22 protein-coding genes are annotated in these 22,006 nt (G+C 61.3%); 16 read left to right on the top strand and 6 right to left on the bottom strand.

Annotation, left to right across the window (positions count from 1 at the left end):
* Nucleotides 1–61 precede the first annotated feature (61 nt).
* Together GSQ92_RS27865 and GSQ92_RS27860 are read left to right on the top strand one after the other, a co-directional pair.
* Nucleotides 62–577, top strand: coding sequence for a methylated-DNA--[protein]-cysteine S-methyltransferase (locus tag GSQ92_RS27865; RefSeq protein WP_158806518.1), 516 nt, complete (start codon nucleotides 62–64; stop codon nucleotides 575–577).
* The gene (locus GSQ92_RS27860) at nucleotides 574–1,290 is read left to right on the top strand and encodes a 2OG-Fe(II) oxygenase (RefSeq protein ID WP_158806520.1); all 717 of its coding nucleotides are present in this window, start codon (nucleotides 574–576) and stop codon (nucleotides 1,288–1,290) included. Before GSQ92_RS27865 ends, GSQ92_RS27860 begins: the two co-directional genes overlap by 4 nt.
* A 51-nt stretch (nucleotides 1,291–1,341) precedes the next feature.
* On the opposite strand, the gene GSQ92_RS27855 is transcribed toward GSQ92_RS27860, so the two are convergent.
* Nucleotides 1,342–2,274, bottom strand: coding sequence for a LysR family transcriptional regulator (locus tag GSQ92_RS27855; RefSeq protein ID WP_158806522.1), 933 nt, complete (start codon nucleotides 2,272–2,274; stop codon nucleotides 1,342–1,344).
* Nucleotides 2,275–2,367: 93 nt separating this feature from the next.
* On the opposite strand from GSQ92_RS27855, the gene GSQ92_RS27850 reads away from it, so the two are divergent.
* The 3 genes from GSQ92_RS27850 (at nucleotide 2,368) to GSQ92_RS27840 (ending at nucleotide 3,967) form a co-directional block, all read left to right on the top strand.
* A complete protein-coding gene (locus tag GSQ92_RS27850) occupies nucleotides 2,368–3,249 on the top strand; it encodes an aldo/keto reductase family oxidoreductase (protein WP_158806524.1) in 882 nt (293 codons plus the stop codon).
* 69 nt (nucleotides 3,250–3,318) lie between these two features.
* Nucleotides 3,319–3,660 (top strand): helix-turn-helix transcriptional regulator, encoded by a 342-nt coding sequence (locus GSQ92_RS27845; RefSeq protein WP_254066724.1) that lies wholly within the window; start codon nucleotides 3,319–3,321, stop codon nucleotides 3,658–3,660.
* Between the two features lie 55 nt (nucleotides 3,661–3,715).
* On the top strand, nucleotides 3,716–3,967 hold the full coding sequence (locus tag GSQ92_RS27840) for an SRPBCC domain-containing protein (protein ID WP_371418099.1): 252 nt from the start codon (nucleotides 3,716–3,718) through the stop codon (nucleotides 3,965–3,967).
* A gap of 6 nt (nucleotides 3,968–3,973) precedes the next feature.
* Here the strand turns inward: GSQ92_RS27840 and GSQ92_RS27835 are convergent, their stop codons facing one another.
* Nucleotides 3,974–4,246: a hypothetical protein gene (locus tag GSQ92_RS27835; protein WP_158806528.1), complete on the bottom strand. Its 273-nt coding sequence runs from the start codon at nucleotides 4,244–4,246 to the stop codon at nucleotides 3,974–3,976.
* Between the two features lie 1,055 nt (nucleotides 4,247–5,301).
* Complete coding sequence (locus GSQ92_RS27830) at nucleotides 5,302–5,772, bottom strand: cupin domain-containing protein (protein ID WP_158806530.1); 471 nt, start codon at nucleotides 5,770–5,772, stop codon at nucleotides 5,302–5,304.
* A gap of 803 nt (nucleotides 5,773–6,575) precedes the next feature.
* Here GSQ92_RS27830 and GSQ92_RS27825 point away from each other — a divergent pair.
* From GSQ92_RS27825 to GSQ92_RS27815, 3 genes are read left to right on the top strand one after another with little or no spacing between them, the layout of a single operon-like run.
* Nucleotides 6,576–7,607 (top strand): sugar ABC transporter substrate-binding protein, encoded by a 1,032-nt coding sequence (locus GSQ92_RS27825; RefSeq protein ID WP_158806532.1) that lies wholly within the window; start codon nucleotides 6,576–6,578, stop codon nucleotides 7,605–7,607.
* Between the two features lie 10 nt (nucleotides 7,608–7,617).
* Entirely contained in the window at nucleotides 7,618–9,108 is a 1,491-nt protein-coding gene (locus GSQ92_RS27820) for a sugar ABC transporter ATP-binding protein (protein WP_158806534.1), read from the top strand.
* A 10-nt stretch (nucleotides 9,109–9,118) separates the two neighbouring features.
* Nucleotides 9,119–10,156 carry an ABC transporter permease gene (locus tag GSQ92_RS27815; RefSeq protein ID WP_158806536.1) on the top strand — a complete coding sequence of 346 codons (1,038 nt, stop codon included), beginning with the start codon at nucleotides 9,119–9,121 and terminating at the stop codon, nucleotides 10,154–10,156.
* A gap of 26 nt (nucleotides 10,157–10,182) precedes the next feature.
* Here the strand turns inward: GSQ92_RS27815 and GSQ92_RS27810 are convergent, their stop codons facing one another.
* The 3 genes from GSQ92_RS27810 to GSQ92_RS27800 all read right to left on the bottom strand — a co-directional run bounded on the left by GSQ92_RS27810 (nucleotide 10,183) and on the right by GSQ92_RS27800 (nucleotide 12,639).
* On the bottom strand, nucleotides 10,183–11,241 hold the full coding sequence (locus tag GSQ92_RS27810; RefSeq protein WP_158806538.1) for an aldo/keto reductase: 1,059 nt from the start codon (nucleotides 11,239–11,241) through the stop codon (nucleotides 10,183–10,185).
* A 38-nt stretch (nucleotides 11,242–11,279) separates the two neighbouring features.
* Nucleotides 11,280–11,867 (bottom strand): TetR/AcrR family transcriptional regulator, encoded by a 588-nt coding sequence (locus tag GSQ92_RS27805; RefSeq protein ID WP_256367143.1) that lies wholly within the window; start codon nucleotides 11,865–11,867, stop codon nucleotides 11,280–11,282.
* Nucleotides 11,868–11,946: 79 nt separating this feature from the next.
* Complete coding sequence (locus GSQ92_RS27800) at nucleotides 11,947–12,639, bottom strand: GntR family transcriptional regulator (RefSeq protein ID WP_216850618.1); 693 nt, start codon at nucleotides 12,637–12,639, stop codon at nucleotides 11,947–11,949.
* Between the two features lie 291 nt (nucleotides 12,640–12,930).
* On the opposite strand from GSQ92_RS27800, the gene GSQ92_RS27795 reads away from it, so the two are divergent.
* From GSQ92_RS27795 to GSQ92_RS27760, 8 genes are all read left to right on the top strand, one after another.
* Nucleotides 12,931–14,211, top strand: a complete 1,281-nt coding sequence (locus tag GSQ92_RS27795; protein WP_216850619.1) for an alpha/beta fold hydrolase — start codon at nucleotides 12,931–12,933, stop codon at nucleotides 14,209–14,211.
* Between the two features lie 211 nt (nucleotides 14,212–14,422).
* On the top strand, nucleotides 14,423–15,598 hold the full coding sequence (locus tag GSQ92_RS27790) for an ABC transporter substrate-binding protein (protein ID WP_158806542.1): 1,176 nt from the start codon (nucleotides 14,423–14,425) through the stop codon (nucleotides 15,596–15,598).
* A 106-nt stretch (nucleotides 15,599–15,704) separates the two neighbouring features.
* Nucleotides 15,705–17,252 (top strand): sugar ABC transporter ATP-binding protein, encoded by a 1,548-nt coding sequence (locus tag GSQ92_RS27785; protein WP_158806544.1) that lies wholly within the window; start codon nucleotides 15,705–15,707, stop codon nucleotides 17,250–17,252.
* Nucleotides 17,249–18,232, top strand: a complete 984-nt coding sequence (locus tag GSQ92_RS27780) for an ABC transporter permease (RefSeq protein WP_158806552.1) — start codon at nucleotides 17,249–17,251, stop codon at nucleotides 18,230–18,232. Before GSQ92_RS27785 ends, GSQ92_RS27780 begins: the two co-directional genes overlap by 4 nt.
* A complete protein-coding gene (locus tag GSQ92_RS27775; RefSeq protein WP_158806554.1) occupies nucleotides 18,229–19,245 on the top strand; it encodes an ABC transporter permease in 1,017 nt (338 codons plus the stop codon). The genes GSQ92_RS27780 and GSQ92_RS27775 overlap by 4 nt, the downstream gene beginning before the upstream one ends.
* Before the next feature lie 54 nt (nucleotides 19,246–19,299).
* Nucleotides 19,300–20,229, top strand: a complete 930-nt coding sequence (locus GSQ92_RS27770) for an MBL fold metallo-hydrolase (protein WP_216850620.1) — start codon at nucleotides 19,300–19,302, stop codon at nucleotides 20,227–20,229.
* 126 nt (nucleotides 20,230–20,355) lie between these two features.
* The gene (locus tag GSQ92_RS27765) at nucleotides 20,356–21,501 is read left to right on the top strand and encodes an LLM class flavin-dependent oxidoreductase (RefSeq protein ID WP_216850621.1); all 1,146 of its coding nucleotides are present in this window, start codon (nucleotides 20,356–20,358) and stop codon (nucleotides 21,499–21,501) included.
* A 4-nt stretch (nucleotides 21,502–21,505) separates the two neighbouring features.
* Nucleotides 21,506–21,907, top strand: a complete 402-nt coding sequence (locus GSQ92_RS27760) for a GFA family protein (protein WP_158806556.1) — start codon at nucleotides 21,506–21,508, stop codon at nucleotides 21,905–21,907.
* Nucleotides 21,908–22,006: the final 99 nt, after the last annotated feature.

The raw sequence follows: 22,006 nt of genomic DNA, 5'->3' as shown, positions 1-22,006 counted from the left end.
TTCGGAGTGAGCCGCATCGGCTTAGGCGCGATGGTGGTTTTCGCGAATCAGGAGTAGAATCATGGCAATAACTTTAAACGACGTGTTGCATTACGGCTTCGGCGAGACGGCTATTGGCACAGTCCTGGTCGCCGTCAGCGGCGTCGGCATCGCTTGCATTCTTGTCGGCGATGACAAGATGCGCCTCCGTCACGAACTGGGCGCTACCTTTCCCGGCGCCGATTTCGCCGAAGATCAGGCGATGGTCACAGATGCGCTCGTCAGCGTCATCAAGGTGATGAGCGATCCGCGCACACCGTTGGATGCTGCGTTGGACATCCGCGGATCGGATGCCGAGCGTGCCGTCTGGTCGGCGCTGCGTGCGATACCGGCCGGCGAGACCCGCACCTATGGCCAGATCGCGAAAACCTTGCCAATGCCTATGACGGCGCTAGAGGTCGGTGCGGCCTGTTCGGCGAATGTACTCGCGGTGGCGATACCCTGCCATCGGGTGATCAAAGCGGACGGCAGCCTCTCGGGTTATCGCTGGGGTGTGGGCCGCAAGCGGCGGCTGCTGCAAATGGAGGCCGCAGCATGAGCGTTCTTGCTTTGGACGCGCGGCCATTGTCCATCGATTGGGCCACCGTCTCCGCCGATCTCGACGCGCAAGGCTGGGCCGTCCTGGCTGGTCTCATGAGTGACGCGGACTGCGACCGTATCGCGGCGCTCTATGATTCCAAGGACGGCTTTCGCAGTCGTGTCGTTATGGCGCGGCATGGCTTCGGGCAAGGTGAATATCGCTACTTCTCCTACCCGCTGCCGCCGATCATTCAGGATCTGCGCTCGGATCTCTATCCGCACCTCGCGCCCATCGCGAACCGGTGGCACGAACGGATGGGAATCGAGGTGCGCTTTCCGGCTACACATCAAGCGTTTCTCGATCGCTGCCACAGCGCCGGACAGACGCGGCCGACGCCACTGCTGCTGCGCTACGGTCCGGAAGACTACAATTGTCTGCATCAGGATCTCTACGGGGAGCATGTTTTTCCGCTGCAAATCGCGACGCTGCTGTCGGGACCCGGACGGGACTTCCAGGGCGGCGAATTCGTGCTCACCGAGCAGCGGCCGCGGATGCAGACAAAGCCAGCCGTCGTGCCGCTCACCAAGGGCGACGCCGTGCTGTTCGCGGTCAATAGCCGGCCGGTACGCGGCTCACGCGGCGACTATCGCGTGGCACTTCGTCATGGCGTCAGCAAGGTTCGGGAGGGACGCCGCCATACGCTTGGGATCATCTTTCACGATGCGGCGTAAGAGCATGGCAGGCTGGAGGAGCGATAGGGACTAGGTGCCAGCGCTTGCCCGTCAGTTTTTTGGCGATGCCGAAATACAAAGCGGCGGACGATGCGTGGCGATGAAATCCACGAAGGCGCGGAGCGGTGCGGGCAGGTGGCGGCGCCCTGGGTAATAAAGAAACGGCCCTGAGAAGGCTTGCCACCAGGGTTCTAGAACCGGAAGCAAGGCTCCGCTTCCGAGATACGGCTGGAGCCAGTCCTCGAAGAGGTGAATGATGCCCGTGCCGGCCAAGGCTGCGTCCACGGCAAGGTCGGTGGCTGCACCGGCGCGCACGATGAGCGGACCGCTCGGGTCCACCCGCACGATCTCCCCGTTTCGCTCGAATTCCCAGGCTGTCATCGCGCCGCTCGTGAAGCGACCGCGCAGACAGATGTGCTCCAGCAAATCGCGAGGATGGTCAGGGGGCGTGTGCCGATCGAGATAGGCCGGCGATGCCGCTGTCGCGAAACGCTGTCTGCGCGGCCCGATCGGAACTGCAATCATGTCCTGCTCGAGCCGCTCGTCGTAGCGGATACCGGCGTCGCAGCCCGCCGCCAGGACATCGACGAAGTCGTCCTCGGCGACCACTTCCAGCTGGATATCGGGATAGGCGGCGAGGAAGGGCGGCACGATGGCGGGCAAGACGAGCCGGGCGGCGCTGACCGGGACGTTCAGGCGGAGCGTGCCGGCCGGCCGGTCGCGGAAGCGATTCACCACGTCCAGCGCCGCTTCGACTTCGCTCAGAGCGGGACCGAGCCGCTCGAGCAGGCGTGCGCCAGCCTCGGTAGGCGCGACGCTGCGGGTGCTGCGGTTGAACAGGCGAACACCGAGCCTGACCTCAAGCCGCCGTACGGCTTCGCTGAGGCTGGAGGCGCTGGTTCCGCTCGCCCGCGCGCCATCGCGAAACCCGCCCGCGTGTGCAACCGCCATGAACGCGGCGAGGTCGCTGAGGTCTGCCGTCATTGTTCGCCACTCCGAACAGCCTGTGCCGATTGAGACCTATTATCGCGCAGGGCGAAGCTGTCTACATGCACGATCGATCAAAGGAGACATCGCATGGTCGATACCAGCAAAGCCGGAACATTTTCCCTGGGTAAGCGCAGCGTAAATCGCCTCGGTTACGGCGCCATGCAACTCGCCGGACCAGGCGTCTTCGGGCCACCGAAGGATCGCGACGGCGCACTTGCCGTGCTGCGCGAGGCGGTAGCGGCAGGGGTGGACCATATCGACACGAGCGATTTCTACGGCCCGCACGTCACGAATCAGCTTATCCGAGAGGCGCTCCATCCCTATCCGGAGGATCTTGTGATCGTCACAAAGCTCGGGGCGCGGCGTGGCGAGGACAGCTCGTGGAACCCCGCTTTCTCGGCCGAGGATTTGACGCGCGCGATTCACGACAATCTTCGCAATCTAGGGGTGGACGTGCTCGATGTCGTTAATTTGCGTTCCATGTTTGGCATTCACGGTCCTGCCGAGGGCTCGATCGAAGCGCCGCTGACGGTGCTCGCCGACCTTCAGCGGCAAGGGCTTATTCGCCATATCGGCCTGAGCAACGTCACGGCCAAGCAAATTACCGAGGGTCGCGCCATTGCGGAGATCGTCTGCGTGCAGAATCAGTATAATCTCGCCCATCGGGAGGACGACCACCTGATTGACCAGCTCGATGCCGAGGGGATCGCCTACGTGCCGTTCTTCCCGCTTGGTGGCTTCACCCCGCTGCAGTCGAACGAGCTTAGCGATGTGGCGACGCGCCTCGGTGCGACACCGATGCAGGTCGCGCTCGCCTGGCTACTCCGCCGCGCGGGAAACATCCTGTTGATCCCCGGCACATCGTCGATCGGACACCTGCGGGAAAACCTCGCGGCCGCCGAACTCGAATTGCCGCAGGACGCCATGGCCGGCCTGGACAAGATCGGCACGAAAGGTGCGGCGGCCTAACCATCCTGGGCGATAAACCGCGCCGCTAAGGTATTGCGCCCTTCCATATCCGAATGGTTATATAACCGGATGGAAATGGAAGAATCGCTCAACCTCAAATTCGCCGCGCTGGCCGATCCAACGCGTCGCGCTATTCTGCTTCGTCTGGCGAAAAGCGATGCAACCGTATCGCAGCTTCAGAAGCCATTCCCGATCACTCAGCCCGCGATATCCAAGCACCTCAGGATACTTGAGGGCGCTGGGCTGATCGAGCGCGGGCAGGCGGCGCAGTCGCGCCCTCGCCACCTCAACGTCATAGCGCTGAATGAGGTGACCACGTGGTTCGAGCACGTCCGTACCCTATGGGACGACAGCTTCGATCGCCTCGATGAGTTTCTGACTGCAACCAATAACGACAAGGGAGGGGACTAGTCATGGCAAAGAGCGCGGAAGCGTCGGCTGATTTAACGCCACTTTCGCGACTGGTCTGGGTGCACTCCTTCTCCGACGAGCACGCCAATGTCGTTCGGGCGCCTTTTTCGAGGGCAACTGGCCTCTGGAAATGCTGACCACGGTAGTCTTTGCGGAGGGGCGAACAGGCACACGCGTGACGCTGACCTGGACGCCGCTCAATGCCACTGAAATCGAGCTCCGGACCTTCGCCGCCAATATGGTATCGATGAACGGGGGTTGGACGAGCAGCTTCGACGAGCTTGGCGCATTCTTCGCTAGAGCTTGAGGCGCTTCAGAGCGTCGCCTGCGCCCAACCCATGACGCTGGGCCTTTTGAAGCGAGAGCAAAACAAATCGCGCTCCAGTTCCCCTTTTGCGGTTAGCTCGTCGACAATCTGGAGTGCGAGATCTAATCCCTCTTCGTCGATCCACAGTCTCTCACTCAACTCGTGCCCAGTTAATCTGGCGAGAAACCAGTCATCGTCGGGGCCCATCCCCACCTCAATGAGTTCGCCTGCTTGGAGACGATCAATAAAGGCTCGGATGACTTCTTGTGGCTTCAACATGGGGCGATCCAAAATTTGACGTCAATGCTCCAACATTGGATCAAATCCTCCGCGGAGGTCTCCCAACAGCGAGAAAGTCGGAGTAGCGATTTCGGGCAGCCTTATGATGGCAGAGTTACAAAAGAGATGCAGGCTTTGTTGCCGCCGTGGCAATAGTTTTGGTTTCTGCGACCGGGACAATCTAGCCAGAAGGGCTTGCGCCGGCCAGTCAACCTGCTCCACCTGGCAACAGCAGAGTATGTCAGAGATCGCCTAGACGGGCGCCTGCCACGATAGGTGCCCCCGCTATACTACTTTCTGCTAATGTGGCTGGCTCATATGGTCGGCCGACTCGTCGATGATATTCCGCCAGACTCCGTTTCCAACGGCAGAGCCAATAAGGTCGAGCGTAACGATATCACACCGACTCATCAGTGGCGCAAGCCAAAGGCTAACCGCGCTATGTAAGTGTTGTGAGGGTTTTCGCGTGACGGGCGCTAGGATTTCTCGCTCCAAGCAAGTGGTATCGACGAAAATCTTATCGATAGTCGAGACGAGAAAAAGATGGACCGCTCATTGAGCGACGTTGACCCGAGTAACGCAGGCTTGCCTGAAGCGCCGCGACACGGCTCGAACAGCCAGTGCCAAGACTGCAAAAATTGATTCGCAATCCAATCCACATGATGAGTAGCTGGCTCAAATTCTCGGAGGGATCTGAGTTGACGTCAGCCGAAGGAGTGTCTGGGACAACCGTTGATTGCAAGCCGGAGGGAACAAACAACTACTTAGTCTATGTGCTGAATGGCCAATCCCACAAAGTGCTGGGCTTGGAAATACAGTGCCGCAACGATCAAGAGGCACAGCGGTTCGTTCTCGAACTGCTCGATGAAACGGGACAGGCCGAAATCTGGTGTGGCGCTCGACGAGTTGGTCGAGTCGCACGGAACTACGGTCATATGGGATGATTTCGAGCGGACCGGCGAGATTTGTCATCCGCGCAGGCTTTGAAGCGGCGTGAAAAAGCCCGCCGAAAATCGGGCTGCGTCGAGACGGAGCCGCTTCACCACATGATGGCGCTAGACTTTGTTCAGCGGATAAGGCGTGCCGTCACGATGGAAATAAGCTTGGACACCAGGTTCTGCCACCATGTCGATATCGGAATAAACGCAGCGATCATGTTCCGGGTCGGAATTGCCGACTTCCAAGATTACCGCATCACGGTTTGAACGGTTGATCAGGTGATGTCCGTCCCGATCGCCGGCCTTGAAGGCCGCGCAGTCGCCCGGGCCGAACGTCTCTTCCCCGCTATCGGTGACGAGGATCAGCTCGCCCTCCAGTACCATGACAAACTCATCCTCATGGGTGTGCCAGTGCCGCTGGCTGGACCAGACGCCCGGCGGAATTCGGGAGAGGTTGACACCGAAGGCGGTTAGCCCCGCGGCGCGTCCGAGACGGTGCCAAGTCGATCCGAGACAGGGGGCATCGAAGGGCGGCGGGTAGTTGCAGCCGCTTTCCGTGGGAATTGCGTCGGTATTGAGTTTCTTCATGATTCCAGCTCACAATCTTTGGACAAGCGGCTCGCTCGCGGCTGCGGTGGAGACGCAATCAAGCCTAAATGGTTCCTACCGTTTGCGCTACCAGCCGATGGCCTGGACGCGGGCTCGATCAGCCTCAAGATGATCTTGGGCGGCCGTCTCGCGTTGGCCCTCGTTCCTGAAGTCGGGAGTATTGTTTCTTTTTCATGAGGTTCTGGTTCCTGCTGACGATGAAAGGATATTCGCGAAATTCTGTCATCTTTATCGGAACGCAACAACAGCCCGGCGCGAGCGATCCAATAAAAATACCCTGTGATGCGGCGAAGCAGCGAAACGATCACAAGCGATCGGTTCTACCTCCCCCCGAAGAGGGGACGACCCGGGGTGCGAAGCCGAGATCTCCAACGAATGAATGCCGCCGACCGGACGCGCCCTTGCCAGCTATCCGCCGCGGGAAGATGGCGGCGGCGCGACTGCACCCTTGACCCTCCGGTCTGGACCCGCCACCATCGGTGCGGTCCGCCGATTGCCCCTCGCAACCTCCTATAGTCGAGAGTCCGCCCTGGCTGCAGCGACTGAACCCGAAGATAACGCGGCGTGGGCGCGGAATAGGCTTGCGTGATCCGCCAATTGTCTGCTTCTGAATCGGAGCCATGCCGCAAGGGAGCGCGGCCGCCTTATTGTGGATCGCCAACGACTTAGACTAGCATGAGTTAACGACGCAACATGTCGCCAACCCGGCACTAGCCTGGGGCCGGCGACCAACGAGCACGGTGCCCGATCACGGAGCATCGGCCTTTCTGGGGAAAACGGTCATGACCGATGACACTATCGAGGCGGGCTCCGAGCGCCGCCGGTTTTTGCAACTCGCTGGCCTCTCCGCAGGCGCGGCTACGGTCGCTATGGCGGGGTTTGGCATCTCGCCCGCTTTAGCGGAGGCTGCCGGCCGTTCCGGCAAGCCACTGAAGGCAGCCTTCTCCAATGCGGGGCTGCAGGCTACCTGGTGCGCCCAGGGCAAGCGCGCGGCCGAGTATTGGGGCAAGCTGTTCAACGTAGAGGTCACCTGGTTCGACGGCGAGCTTTCCGCTCCCAAGCAGCGCGCGGCGATCGACAATATGGCCTCGCAGAAGTGGGATTTCGTGGCGATTCAGGCTTTCGGCATTGGCACGCTGACCGCGCCTGTGAACAAGATGATCGATGCCGGCATTCCGGTGATCGACATGGACACACTCATCGCCCCGCTCGACACGATCAACGTGCATAGTTTCATTGCGCCGGACAATCAGTTCATGGGCGCATCGGTTACTCAGGCGCTGGTCGATGCCATCAACGGCGAGGGCAATATGATCATGACCCAGGGCGCCCTGGGTCATACCGGCGCGCAGGGCCGGGCCCGTGGTTTCGAGTCGATCGTCAAGAAATACCCCAAGATCAAGGTGCTCGACACGCAGCCAGGGGACTGGGATGTCACCAAGGTCGCCCGCATCTGGGAGACGCTGCTGAACAAATATCCCAAGATCGATGCCGCCTATTTCCACAATGACGACATGGCGCTTGCTGCCTATAACGTGATGAAGGCCCATAACCGGACCAGCATCCTGATCGGCGGCTGCGACGCCATGCCGCCGGCGCTGGCCGCGGTGCAGGAAGGGCGGATGCTCGCTACGGTGCGAAACCCCTCCTGCCGCATCCATGGCGGGGCCTTGATCGCCGGCGTCGCCGCGGTCGTCGACGGCCAGAAGACCGGCCCGGGCGGCATTCCGAAGAACGTCATCGCCGATGGCCCGGTCGTTACCAAGGCCAATGCGCCGGGCATGATGTGGATGGAGGAGCAGTTCCTCATCTGAGGCGCCCCCAATGACCCCGCTGCTGGAACTACGCGGGGTCTCGAAGGCGTTCGGTGGTGCGATCGCGCTGCGCGAGATCGATTTCGTCCTCGGCGCCGGCGAGATCCATGGGCTTGTCGGCGAGAACGGCGCCGGCAAGTCCACGCTGATGAAGATCATCGCGGGGGTGCATACCGCCTATGGCGGTAGCATGCACCTGGACGGCCGTCCGGTGCACTTTGCCTCGCCGCGTGACGCGCTGGCGGCGGGCATCGGCATGGTGCACCAGGAACTCTCGGCGGTGCGAGGTCTCTCGGTCGCCGAGAACGTCTATCTCGGTGTGCAGCCGACGAACCGCTTCGGCCTCATCGATTGGCCGGCGATGATGCGTGGCGCTCGCGGACAGCTCGATCGTTTGGGCATAGACGTGGACCCAGCCGCCAAAATGGACACGCTGGCGCTGGGCGTGCAGCAATTGGTTGAGCTTGCCCGGGTGCTGTTCTCGGGAGCCCGCATCATCATTCTCGACGAACCCACCTCCGCCCTATCACCTCCCGAGGTGCAACTGCTGTTCGCTGTGCTCCGCCGGCAGCGGGATGAGGGGCGCAGTCTCATCTTCATCTCCCATTTCCTCGACGACGTTCTGGATATCTGCGACGGCCTGACGGTCTTCCGCAACGGCAGCAAGGTGGCGGATGCGCGGACCGCCGAGGTCGATAAGCCGTGGCTGATCGAGAAGATGATCGGCCATACGCATGGCGAGTTGGAGGAGAGTTACACCGGCGCATTGTTCCTCGACAGCAAGCCCGACGCACCGGTGATCCTGCGCGCCGAAAAGCTGAGCCTGGCCGGGGCTTACGCAGATGTGTCGCTGGAAGTGCGCGCCGGCGAGGTGCTGGGAATCTACGGCTATCTTGGCTCTGGTCAGCTCGACCTGGCGCGCGCCCTGTTCGGCAAGCTTCCGGCTGATCGCGGTCGCATCACCATCGACGGCCGGCCGGTCAAGCTCAGCAGCACCTCGCGCGGGCGCGCCGCCGGGGTCGCTTTCGTTCCGGAAAGCCGTCGCGCAATGCTGTTTGCGGATGCGCCGGTGTTCAAGAACATTTCGATCAGCATCCTCCGCCGCATCGGGCGCCTGTTGTTGCATCCTGCCGTGGAACGGCGGATCGCCGCCCGCCATACCGAGACTCTGCATATCCGGCCACCAGGCGTGGACCGCGCGCTGAGTTCGCTCTCCGGGGGCAACCAGCAGAAGGTGGCTCTGGCGCGGTGGCTGACGCATTTGCCGCGTGTGCTGGTGTTGAGCGAGCCGACCCGCGGCATGGACGTCGGCGCCAAGGAGGATGTCGTGCACATCGTCCGCGGGTTGCGCGAGCAAGGCATCGGAATTGTTGTCGTCTCGACCGAGCCGGAAACGGTGCTGTCGCTGGCCGATCGCATCCTGGTGATGAAGAAAGGTCGCATCGTGCGCGAATTCGCCGGCGAAGCGGTCAGCAAGGACCGCCTGCTGGCGGCGGCCTAGGGAGCGAGATATGGCGGACGACACCATTCAGGTAAAGCGACGGGCCGGCGGCAGTAGAATTTTAGCCTGGGTTCGGGCGCGGCTGAGAAACATCGCGCCCTTCGTTACCCTGATCTTCCTTGTCGCGTTTTTCTCGTTCGCCAGCCCGTCCTTCGTCACGCTGGGCAATTTCTACAATATCCTGACGCAGATCTCGGTCACGGGTATTATCGCGGTCGGACTGACCTTTGTTATCCTCTGCGCCGAGATTGACCTCAGCGTGGCCAGCATTGCCAATGCGATCGGCATCGTCGTGGCTTTCTTCACGCTGCAGGATGCCAGCGTCAACATCGCCAACCTCCCGCTGCCGGGTTGGGCGGCCATTATGCTCGCGCTGGCGGCTTGCGTGGCGCTCGGACTGGTCAATGCCTTTGGCATCACCCGCGTCGGCATCCCGTCTTTCATCATGACATTGGCGATGTTGCAGATCGGCGCTGGTATTTGTGCTTTGCTGGTGCGCGGCCAGATTGCCTATGCGGTGCCGAAGCTTGTCGTCACCTTAGGCAGCAAATCGCTGGGGCCGATACCATGGATTGTCGTGGTTCTGGGTATAACATTACTCCTGGGCCACATTGTGTTGACCTATACCCGCTTCGGCCGATACGTGTACATGGTCGGCGGCAACCGCGAGGCGGCGGAGTATTCCGGCGTTAACGTGAAGCTGATCATTTCGGCGGTGATGGTGATCTCGGCCGTTTGCTCGGGCGTGGCAGGCATGCTGGGCGTCGCCTATTTCGGCAGCGCCCAGCAGGACGAATTCGACACCTATCTGCTCGATTCGATCTCCGCCGTGGTGGTCGGCGGCACGAGCCTGTTCGGCGGGCAAGGTGGCATCGGCAACACGATCATCGGGCTATTCGTTCTCGGCGTGCTGAATAACGGTCTGGATCACGTCAATATCGATAGCTTTCTCAAGATCCTCATTCGTGGCGTGATCCTGCTGGTCGCCCTGATTATCAACGTCTATGCCCAGCGTATGCGCGCCACCTCTGCCATCTCGGACGCCTGAGCGATTCTCGCCCATAGCATGAACGATCAGGCGAAGGTCGATTTCGCCATCTTAGACCAGTCACGGACGGCGCCGGGGGCGCGGTCACTCCCGAAGGTCGCGAACATCCAGCCTGGGTAGGTCAATTTCGGCGCGCTCGCGGCGTCGATTTCGGCGAGATCTTCGGCCCCTAGTTTCACGTCGACGGACTTCAGGTTGTCGTTCAACTGGTCCGCGTTCTTTGCCCCGATGATGACGGTGGTGACATAATCCTTGTGGAGCTGCCAGCCGAGTGCGATCTGCGCGACCGTTGCCTCACGGCGCTTCGCGATCTTCTGCAGGACCTCGATGATGTCGAAGCCTTTCTCCACATCGACCGGGGGAAAATTGAACACGGTGCGGCGGCCGTCATTCGCGCCCACCTTGTCGCGGGTGAATTTGCCAGAGAGGAAGCCGCCCGCGAGCGGGCTCCAGGTCATCAGCCCCATTCTCTGGTCGAGAAGAAATGGCACGAGCTCGTGCTCAAGGTCGCGGCCTACCAGCGAATAGTACGCCTGGAGGGAAGCGAATTTCTCAAGGTTGTGCGCGGCGCTCGTTCCAAGGGCTTTCATGATGTGCCAAGCGGCTTGATTCGAGCAGCCGAGATAGCGCACCTTTCCCTGGCGCACGAGATCGTCCAGCGCGCGGAGCGTTTCCTCGATCGGCGTTACGCTGTCATAGCCGTGGATCTGGTAGAGATCGATATGATCGGTGCCAAGACGCTTTAGGCTGGCTTCCGCCTGGTTCATGATGTGGTAGCGCGACAGTCCGACCTCGTTCGCGCCTTCGCCCATGCGGCCAAAGACCTTGGTGGCAAGCACAACATCATTGCGTCGCTTGCCAAGTGCTTTGCCGGTGATGACCTCGGATTCGCCGGCGGCGTAGATATTCGCGGTGTCGATGAAGTTGATGCCGGCGTCGAGCGAGCGGCCGATGAGGGCGTCGGCTTCCTTTTGCTCCAGGCCGCCGATCGCGCCGAAGATCGTGCCGGCGCCGCCGAAGGTCATTGTGCCAAGGGTGAGACGCGAAACATAAAGTCCCGTGGTCCCGAGCTGTTGATATTGCATTGTCGTCTCCAATTAGAAAGCGTTGATCGCAAACAGCGTCAAAGCTTCAGTGAATCCCAACAGGCGACCATCACGTCGCGCTTGATGTCTTGGGAAATGGGGCGGGCCGCGTCGCCGTTGGCGTTAGTCAGGGCGATGATCGGTCCGATCATGAGCGCGTAAAGAATCTCTGGGGGCAAGGGTTTCAGAATCTGATCCCGATAGCCTTCCTCGAAGAAATCCTTGAACACCTGAGGGGTGGTTTCCCACATGGTGGATTGAAGCTCGCGCAGGAACGGAGAACTCGCATACTGCTCCATGAAGATGAAGCTCTGTGGGTTTGCGCGGTAATAGTCGAAGAGGTTCGACCAGATGGCGAAGAAACGTTCGCGTATCGGCTGAGCCGGTTCAAAGTTTCGCAGGATTTCCGCCATCATCTGTTCCTTGATCTCCTTGTAGAGGTCGTGGATCAGCGCTTCCTTGCTGGGGAAGTAGCGATAGATTGTCCCGACCGGCACGCGAGCGAGCTTCGCCAGCGCGGCCATTCCCGACCCGTGAAAGCCGTGCTCCGCGATCAAGGCCAAGGCGCCATCCAGTATCTGGCGACGCTTATCCTTCGGCGCGGCGCGTTCGGAGTGAACGTTCATTCCGGCACTCTACGAGGCTGAAACCGGACGCGCAAGGGGGCTGCGGCCGGTGATCTAAACTAGGATTGCGGGCGTCGGCCTAGGCTGCGGTCTTGGCACGGGCGAGGTAGGCGAGGGCGACCTCGGCGGCCATCTCGATGTGATGCTTGCACGCTGCCTCCGCGCGGTCGCCGTCGCCCGCTTCGATCGCCGCCAGAATTTCGCGGATCTCGACTTTGCTGCGCTTTAGCCTGCCGGGTTGCGTCATCGAGGTGAGGCGCAACAGGGTGATGCGGTTATGCAGCGTGGTCAGCGCCTGCTTGATAAAGATGTTGCCGCTGCCATCCATGAGGAGTTCGTAGAAACGCGACTTCGCCTCGATCAGCTTCTGCTGGTTGCGCGACCGCGCGGCACGTTCGAACTCGGCGACCGCGCTCGCCAGCAAGGCGTAGCTTTCCGGGGTTCGCCGTTCCGCGCAGCAGCGCCCAGCAAAACCTTCGAGCAACTGGCGCAAAGCATAGAGCTGCTGCGCTTCCTCCGCCGAAATCGTGCTGACGCTCGGGCCGCGATGCGGAATATTGGTGATCAGGCCCTCCGCCTCAAGCTGACGCAACGCCTCCCGAATGGAGGTTCGGCCCACTCCGGTCAGCTCACAGAGTTCGCGTTCGATGAGGCGCTGTCCGGGCTTGAAATCGCCGGCCGAAATTGCCGAGCGCAACCGTCCCTCAACGATCAGGCGTAGGGTTGCCGGCTGCTTCGAGATTTGCAGATTGACCTTCCTGATCACGTTCACGGGCTGCACTGCCTTTAATGACTGTTTGGCTTTCGGCTTCCGAGCGACCGGCGGATGCCCCGGCAACGTATTGTTCAATGCCATGTCTACTACACACCCTGAGCGATATGTTGGCGGAGGAACGTCTGGTCGGTCAAGGCGAGAGGCAAGGGTAGGCTCCGGGACCCTTCGGCGGTCTTGACAGATTGTCTTATACCTCGCTAGCCATTCCGTGTCGCTGCCTGCGGCGGGTGCGGGCTGGCGACGAAACTTCGCCTGGACAATAGAAGACTTTGGTCGGGAGAACGGACTTTGGCCATCGCCGGCGCGCTTCGTGAGCGGATTGCACGCGCTCTGACGGATCCGGAGATTCCACGACAGGCGCCGCATCTATCCGTGCGGGTGAGGCTTCTGGTGGGTGAGGACGGCGTGGATTTCGCCTTCGCGGAAGGTGCTCTCAGTTTAGCTTCGCTTTCCGGGCCGCCGGATATCGAGATCTCGGCCGATGCGGAGGCATGGCGCAAGGTCTTGCTCGTTCCTCCTCCTCCTACTTTTCATGCTTTCACGGCTCTCGACATTGCTAATCCGGAATTTGCAGTGCGGGGAGAGGGGGCGCTGATCGCGAGGGCCCGGCCCGCGCTTGAACGCATCTTCGACCTGATTGCGACCTCACCGATCGCACCCGCTTCTCCGGTCCGGCGTGACCTTAGCCAGATCCGCGGCGGCTACACGACGGTTCGGGCGGCCGGCAAGACTTACGAGGTCTACTCAGAGACCGCTGGCAGCGGTCTCCCCGTCCTGCTCCTGCATACCGCGGGAGCGGATAGCCGTCAGTATCTGGACCAGATGTCGGATGTCGGCTTCGCGGCAGGGTTCAAGCTGACAGCGGTGGACTTGCCATTCCACGGGCGATCGATGCCTCCGCGTGATTGGGATGGAGAGCCATATACGCTGACCACGGCGCTTTATACCGAATGGTGTAGCGCGATCATCGAACAGGTGATCGGCGAGCCCTGCATCGTCGTCGGCGGATCGATGGGTGCCGCCATGGCATTGCATCTCGCGGCGGAGCGGCCCGATCTTGTGCTTGGCGCGGTGGCTGTGGAGCCGCCCTTCCGCGCCAAAGGCCGCATCAACCCATTTCAGAACAATGTCGCCGTGCATGGCGCGCTACACAACGGGGCTTTCGTGCGCGGCTTGATGTCTCCGCAAAGCCCGCAATCCGGTCGGCGCCGCGCTTCCTGGATTTACTCACAAGGGGCTCCAGGCGTTTATCCTGGCGACCTTGCGTTCTACAGCCTGGAATTCGATGGCGCGGTGACGGCGCCTCGGATCGATGCCAAGCGCACTCCGGTTGCATTGCTCTGCGGCGGTTACGACTATTCGGCAAGTCCTGCCGACGGACGGCAACTCGAAGCACTCATACCAGGCGCATATCTACAGATCATGCCGAGCCTCGGGCATTTTCCGATGTGCGAACATGCCGATCACTTTCGTCCATATCTTTGTCATGCGCTGCAGCATGTCGTTGATGCGGCGAATCTGCGTATGGGCGCGTCCGCGTCTTCCGCGCCCTCCGAGATTCAAGATTGACGGATTGTCTGGGACCTGCGACGGTCGGGCGATATCGCGTGATCGTGCGATGCCTGTAGTTCGCCGGCTGAAACCGGATCATGCCTCGCCGCTTGAAGCCGGAAAGGCGCAGCAGGTGTCTGACAGGATGACCAGGCGCCTCAACGGGCGATGGTGAGCAGGCCAAGGGCGTTTCGAGAAACGAAAACATAAGAAGAGTTGGGAGGGTAGCTTGAGGAAGATAGTTCTCAGCCTGTTGCTGGCGGGAAGCCTGATAGGATTGGGCCGAGCGGCGCACGCGGCGGATAGCGTGGTCAGCGCGCTGCCATCCGATCTCCAGCCTGGCTACCAGAATCTCGATCCGTTGGTGCCGGTTGGGCCGAGCGCCTACGGCGATTTCAAGCCGAAGAAGGGGCCACCCTGGACCATCGGCTATGCCAGCAACTACGCAGGCAATACCTGGCGCGCGGCGGTCATGGACCGCCTCATGGGCGATGTGCTGTCGAAGTATCAGAAGGCGGGCCTGGTCAAGAAAATCGTCGTTACGCAATCCAACCTCGATAACGCGACGCAGATCCAGCAGATGCGTCAGATGGTCGGCCAGGGCGCGGATGCCATCATCATTTGCTGCTCCGACGTGACCGCGATGAATAACGCGATCAAATACGCGCATGACCGCGGCGTTCCGGTATTTTCCTACAGCGGCTACGTGACCTCGCCTTATGCGATCAACGTGACCGAGAATATCGATAACGGCGGCTATGACATGACGAAGGCGCTTGCCGAGCAGATCGGTGGCAAGGGCAATGTTCTTCTCGTGAGCGGCATCCCCGGCTATGCGTCGTCGGATACTTTCGACAAAGGGGCGATGCGCGCCTTCAAGGAATATCCGAACATCAAGGTGGTCGGTGACGTCGCCGGCAAGTGGACCGACCAGGTGGCGCAGGTCGAGGTGCAGAAGTTCCTGGCGACCCACCCTGAGAAGCTCGATGGGATCGTCGTGCAGTCGGCGGCTGAAGCTGGCGTGCTCCGCGCGGTTCTGCAATCTGGCCGTCCGCTCATGCCCATAACGCTCGGTGGCGAGACGGGTCCGTCATGCTACTGGCGCCAGCACAAGGACTGGGTATCGACGAGCTGGAATTTCTGGCCACCCGGCAATGATATCGAGCTTGTCTTCGACGCCGCGATCCGTGTGCTTGAGGGTCAGGGACCGAAGATCGAGACGATCACCTGGAACATCAAGCCGCTGAGCTATGATGAGATGACGCAGTCCGTGCCGGCAGATTGCTCGGTCGATGCGAATGGCTGGGTGGAACCAGCCTATGGTCCGTGGTTCGGCGATGCCTTGGGCAGCTTCTATGCCCATCCCCACGATCCGCTGACCTGGAAGCCGGGCGCCGCGCAATAGTCCGGAGGCCTGGATCGGAGCCAAGCCCGGAGGTGACACCTCCGGGTTTTGACTGCTGAGGCCGTAGAAATATAGAGATGACTGCAAGCTTGCGTCGAAGGTGAGAATGCTTAGAGGCGAGATCGTCGTCCGCGACTTGCACAAGTCGTTTGGGGAGACCAAGGCGCTCGATGGATGCTCGTTCTCGGCCTCCGCTGGCGAGGTTCATGCCATCGTCGGGGAGAATGGCAGCGGCAAGAGCACGCTCGCCAAGATACTCTCGGGCGTGCTGCACCCGGATTCCGGGGAGGTTTCGGTCCTGGGCGTGATGCCGCGCTCACCGATCGAGGCGCGCAGGCTCGGCATCGCGACGATCTTCCAGGAAATCCTGGTCGCCGACGAGGCGAGCGTCGCCGCCAATCTCTTCGTGGGTGCCGATGGGTTGTGGGCGCGCAACGCGAGGCCTGGGCCGCGCCGCCGCCAGACGGCCGAGATCATGCGGCGCCTGACGGGTGTGGAGATCGACCCGGATGCGCCGGTCGGCCAGCTTCCGCTGAGCGTGAAGCAGTGGATCGTTATCGGGCGGGCAATTCTCGCGAATCCGAAGGTTCTGATCCTCGACGAATCCTCAGCCGCCCTGGACCTGGACGCGACCATTCGGCTGCACCAGGAAATCAGACGGCTGCGCGACGAGGGCGTATGCGTCATCATCGTCACGCACCGCATTGCCGAACTCGTGCGGATCACCGATCGCGCCACGATCCTCCGGGACGGCCAGACCGTCGCCACGCTGCCGAAGGCCGAGATCACCGAGAAAAATCTCATGGCGCTGATGACGCCGCAGTCGCGCCAGCGGGCGGCGCGCGCGGCGCAAATTGCACCCAGCAGTTCCGAGCGCGCGCGGGTCCTCCACGCCTCAGCACTTCGCCTGACGGCTGTGGCGGAGCCCTTCGACTTTACGCTTGGCAAGGGCGAGATCGTTGGGGTGACAGGGCTGGACGGCCAGGGACAGGACGGCTTCATCAAGGCACTCGCCGGAATCAGGCCGGCGGCGTCTGGACTGCCCGTCATCGATAATGGCGCGAATGGCGAGGCTTCTATCGGAAGCTTGGCCGATGCTGACCGGCTTGGGATCGCCTATGTCTCGGGGGACCGGAAGCGCGACGGAATCTTTCCCCAACTGAGCATTTACGAGAATCTCGCCCTCGGGCTCTACCGCCGCAATCTTGCTTTCGGTGGTTGGATCCGCAGGGTGCCGATTGTCGGCGCCTTCAAGGCAGAGGTGGTGCGGCTGTCGATCAAGACTGGCGCCGCATCAAACAAAATAACGTCGCTGAGCGGCGGCAACCAGCAGAAGGTGTTGATCGGCCGCGCCTTTGCCGCTCTGCCGCGTGTCATCGTGTTGAACGATCCGGCGCGCGGCGTGGATCTGGGCACCAAGCGCGAGCTTTACGAGGAACTCAGGAAGTTCGCGGCGGGAGGGGGGTCGGTGGTCTATCTCTCAAGCGAGATCGAGGAGTTCATCGGCTTCGCCGACCGCGTCGATGTATTCCGCGACGATCGTCTGAGCCGTTCGCTCGCCGGTGCGGAGATCGACGAGCAACCGATCCTCGCCGCGATGTTCGGCCATGCACCGACCGAGGTGGTCTTTGAGACCGGAGAGACGGTGGGATGAGCGCAGCCGTGCTCCGGACCCGCCGCTTCGGCCTTGGCGGCACTTACTACGGCGTGGCGGTGGGGCTGTTCGTCGTGCTGCTCGTCATCTCGGCGGTTTGTGGTCCGCATCTTTTCACGCTGGACGGCGCCGCAGGGGCGATCATCGTCGTCGTGCCGCTGGTGCTCGCCGCTATGGCGTTGACGCCGATCGCGCTTGTTGGGCGGGGTAGCGTCGATCTGGCCATCGGGCCGCTGATCGGTTTCCTCAACGTCACCTTGGTCCAAGTGCTGATCGCGAACGACGTGACCTCGCCGGTTGCGGTCATCGCCTGGGTGATCGCGGTGGGCGTCGCCTATCAGCTTCTTCAAGGCGCTATCATTGTCTTCGTGCGTGTCGCCCCGATTATCGTCACGCTGAGCGGCTATCTGGTGCTGTCGGGCGTGAACCTTGTCATCATGCCGAAGCCTTCCGGCTCCGTGCCTGATTGGATGAGCGACTGGGGAAGCGGCACAACCGTCTTCACGCCCGTTCTGCTGGTCTTGGTGATCGGGCTGGTGGCGTGGCTACTGTTCACCCGGACGGCTTTTTACCAGCATCTGCGCCTTACTGGCGCCGACGAGCGAATGGCCTATGCCAGCGGCGTGCAGACGAACCTAGTGCGGTTGGGCGCGCATGCGATTGGCGGGTTTTTCGCCGGGCTCGCGGCACTCGCTTATACGGGGCTCATCAGCTCGGGCGATCCGACCCAGGGAAGCAACTACACTCTGTCCGCGATCACCGCGCTGGTGCTCGGTGGGACTAGCATTGGCGGCGGACGAGGCGGGATCATTGGCTCGGCGGTCGGGGCGCTCGACATGTATCTGATCACCTACGTGCTCTCGACCTTCAACTTCGGCATAGTGTCGGGCTTCGTCACGCAACTCGCCTTCGGGACGGTTCTCGTGGTGGCGCTTCTGTCGAATATCTTCCTGACCGGCGGAAAGGCGACAGCCAGATGACCGCAGCCCTGCGACCCGCGGCGAAGCAGGCATCGGTTTCGGGGGCGCTCTCGCGAAACCGGAGCATCGCGATCGGTCTTGGCGTGTTGATTGTTCTCCTCGTCATTGGCGCGGCGCTGGTGGGGAATTTCCTGGCGGCGGAGAACTTGCGTTCCATGCTGCTGCTGGCGGCTTTCCTTGGCCTTGCGTCGCTCGGGCAGACGTTGTGCGCCCTGCTGGGAGGCCTCGATCTTTCGATCGCTTATGTCATCGGTGCCGCCAATATTCTGCTGCCCAAGCTCATCAATCTTGGCCTGCCGCCGGTGCTCGCGGTCATCGTCGTGGCAATTGGCGGCGCGGTGATTGGGGCGGTGAATGGTCTGCTGAGCTTCAGGTTGCAGGGCCAGGCGTTGATTGTCACCCTCGGCGTCGGTTTCGCGGTGCTGGGTGGAGCACAGATCCTTACCAGCCTGGGTTCCTCCTTCGCCGGTACAGTCTATGGCGTCGTGCCCGTCTGGTTGAGCAATATGGCGGCGATCAATGGCACGACCTTCGGGCTGCATTTTCCGCCGATCATCTTGGTGTGGCTTGTGATCTCGGCCGGCCTCATCATGATCATGCATCGCTCCTGGTTCGGGCGCAGCCTCTACGCGCTTGGCAATAGCCGGCTGGCGGCGAGCCGCCTGCTGATTTCGGAGTTGAAGCTATGGGTCGCTGTCTATGCGATCAGTGGGCTGATGGCGGCGATCACAGGTGTGTTGCTGCTCGGGTTTAGCGGCGGGGGTTTCGCCGATGTCGGCAATCCCTATCTATTTACGACAGTCGCCGCGGTCGTCATTGGCGGCACCTCGCTGTTAGGCGGTTGGGGCGGCTATGGTGCGACGGTCATCGGGACGCTGGTGCTCACAGTGCTGACGACGATCCTGGTCGGTATCGGGTTGAACTACGCAGCACAACAGGCGGTGTTCGGCTTGCTTATCGTGCCGGTGGTGGCGCTTTACGCACGCTCGCCGCCGATCCGCATGCAGATTTAAATTCCGCGGGGCCGAGTCCCTGAACGGACAAACTAAGATATAGGAGAAAAAGTCTTGTCATCGATCAAGCCGGGCGAAACACCATCCGCACCTGCGAGCGCCCGGACGGCGCGCCCGCAGAGCCCCTATTTCTATCGCTTCAAGCTCGGCGACGCCGATGTCTCGGTAGTGACCGACGGGCCATTGGAACTCGGTGATGCGAGTAGCAATTTCGTCGGGGTGAGCGAGGAGGAGGTGCGCCGCATGCTCGCTCGGCACTATCTGCCGACCGACGATGTCGTGCTTGAGCAGAATGTGCCGGTGGTCGAGATCGGCGGCAAAACTGTTCTGTTCGAGACCGGCATGGGCGAAGTCAAAATCTTCGGGCCGCGCACCGGTCAATTGCAGAAAAGCCTGCGGGCCGCTGGCATCGATCCGGCTTCGGTGGATGCGGTGGTTCTCTCCCATGCTCATATCGATCACGCGGGCGGAGTCTGCGCGCCAGATGGCACGCCGCTCTTCCCAAACGCGCAAATCTATATCAGCGAACGTGACTTCATCGACTGGACGGATGAAAGCCGGCTGAGCTCGCCCTTCGGCAATCAGGTCGAGGTTGCTCGAAAAAACCTCCTGCCGGTGCGCGACCGGCTGGTGTTTTTCAAAGACGGCCAGGAGTTTCTACCGGGCATCCAAGCCATCGCGGCGCCCGGCCATACATTCGGCCATCATTGCTTCATGGTGAGTTCCGCAGGGGCGTCCTTCTGCTTTCTCGGCGATCTGACGCATCACCATGTGCTGTTGATGGAAAAGCCGCTCATGGAGTTCGCCTACGATGCGGATCCGAAGCAGTCCGCGCAAACGCGCACGCGCCTGCTCGGCATGCTGGCTGACCAGCGGATCCCTGTGATGTCCTACCACTTTGCCTGGCCGGGCTTCGGCAATGTTGGCCGGGACGGCGATGGGTTCCGCTATTTCCCCGCGCCCATGCAGCTCGATCCCCTCTGAGGGTTGGAAGGCGGCGCGCTGCTTATTCAATTGACGGATTGTCTGCTGATCACCTAGTGATCGCAGATCGAGGCCGCGACCGGAAGGCGTGGAAGGCGACAAGCCAAGGCTACGGGAGGTAGGACAATGGAAAATCTGGATCGTTTCCGCGCCGCGGGCAATCCGATGTTCAACGAGAACAAGCTGAAACTCGGCATCTTCGGCAGCAACTGCGCCAATGCCTGCGCGGTGACGATGGCCGAGACGACCTTCAGGCCAACCTTCGACGTCAACCTCGCCATCGCGCGCCAGCTAGAGGCGGCGGGCTGGGAATGCATGGTGCCCATCGCCCGCTGGCGCGGGTTCGGCGGCCCGTCCAACTTCAATGGCGACTGCATGGAGACTTTCACCTGGGCGGCCTCCTTGTCGGCGGCGACCTCCAAGCTCCATTTCTTCGCGACCACCCATGTGCCGACACTGCATCCGATTGTGGGCGCCAAGATGGCAACGACGATCGACCATATCTCTAAGGGCCGCTTCGGTCTGAACCTCGTCTGCGGCTGGTTCACGCCCGAGATGGAGATGTTCGGCCAGAAGATGATGGAGCACGACACACGCTACGAATATGCCACCGAATGGGTGGAAGTCGTCGAGAAGCTCTGGACCGAAGATCACTTTGATTACAAAGGCCAGTTCTTCACCATCAATGATGGCGAAAGTTACCCCAAGCCTTACCAGCAGCCGCGCCCGGTGTTGATCTGCGCTGGCTCTTCCTCAAAGGGGAAGGATTTCACAGCGAAATATTGCGACATCAACTTCGGTTTCATGGAGAGCATGGAGAAGGGTAAAGCCTGGGTAAGCGACACGAAGAAGCTCGCGCATGAGCGTTATGACCGCGAGATCGGAACCTTCACCTCCTGCCCTGTCGTTTGTCGCGAAACCGAAAAGGAAGCGCGCGACTACTACAACTACTACGTACATGAAAAAGGCGATTGGGAGGCTTGCGAGAACATCTGCCGTATTCTCAGCATCGAAAGCGCGAACCACAGCCCGGAGATGTACCGGTTGTTCAAGGAGCGCTTCATCGCCGGCTGGGGCGGATATCCGATGGTCGGCACGCCGGAACAGATCGCCGATATGCTGGTGAAGCTCTCGGATACCGGTGTTGATGGCACGCTGCTGTCGTTTGTTGATTATGTCGAGGAACTTCCTTTCTTCAACGCGCGAGTGTTGCCGCTGCTGGAGCAGGTGGGATTGCGTAAGCCCGTGCAGCCCGCGCTGAAAGTCGCTTAGCAGAATGACGTTGTTGGGAAGCTGTCACTGCGGCGCGGTCGCCTATGAGGCGGCCGCGATCAATGGCGACCTTTGGCATTGCCATTGCCAGACGTGCAGAAAGACCCACGCCGCGGAGCGCAATACCGCGGCCAGGGTGCGCCGGGAGGATTTTCGTATTGTGCGCGGCGCCGAGTTGCTGACGCACTACGAGTCCTGTCCGGGGAAGTTTCGGCACTTCTGCTCTCGTTGCGGCTCGCATGTCTATGCCGAGCGGCCGGAATTGCCGGATGTTGTGCTGCGCACCGGCACGCTTGACACCGATCCCGGGCTTAAAGCCGTGCGCGCCGTCTGGATGTCCCATTCCAAGCCATGGCTCGCGCATCAGGATGGACTGCCCGAGTTTCCGGAAGCCTCGCCAGCATAAGGTCTAGGCCAACTCAGTTTCCGATGCCGACGCCTCTATCTTCGCCTCGCGCGGCGGAGCGGTGACCCCGAATTAGCTGTTGGAGGGGCGATCCGCATG

The sequence above is a fragment of the Acidisoma sp. S159 genome (assembly GCF_009766125.1).
Lineage (GTDB): Bacteria > Pseudomonadota > Alphaproteobacteria > Acetobacterales > Acetobacteraceae > Acidisoma.
Note: the sequence above shows the minus strand (reverse complement) of the source record. Positions and strands in the feature narration are given on the sequence as shown.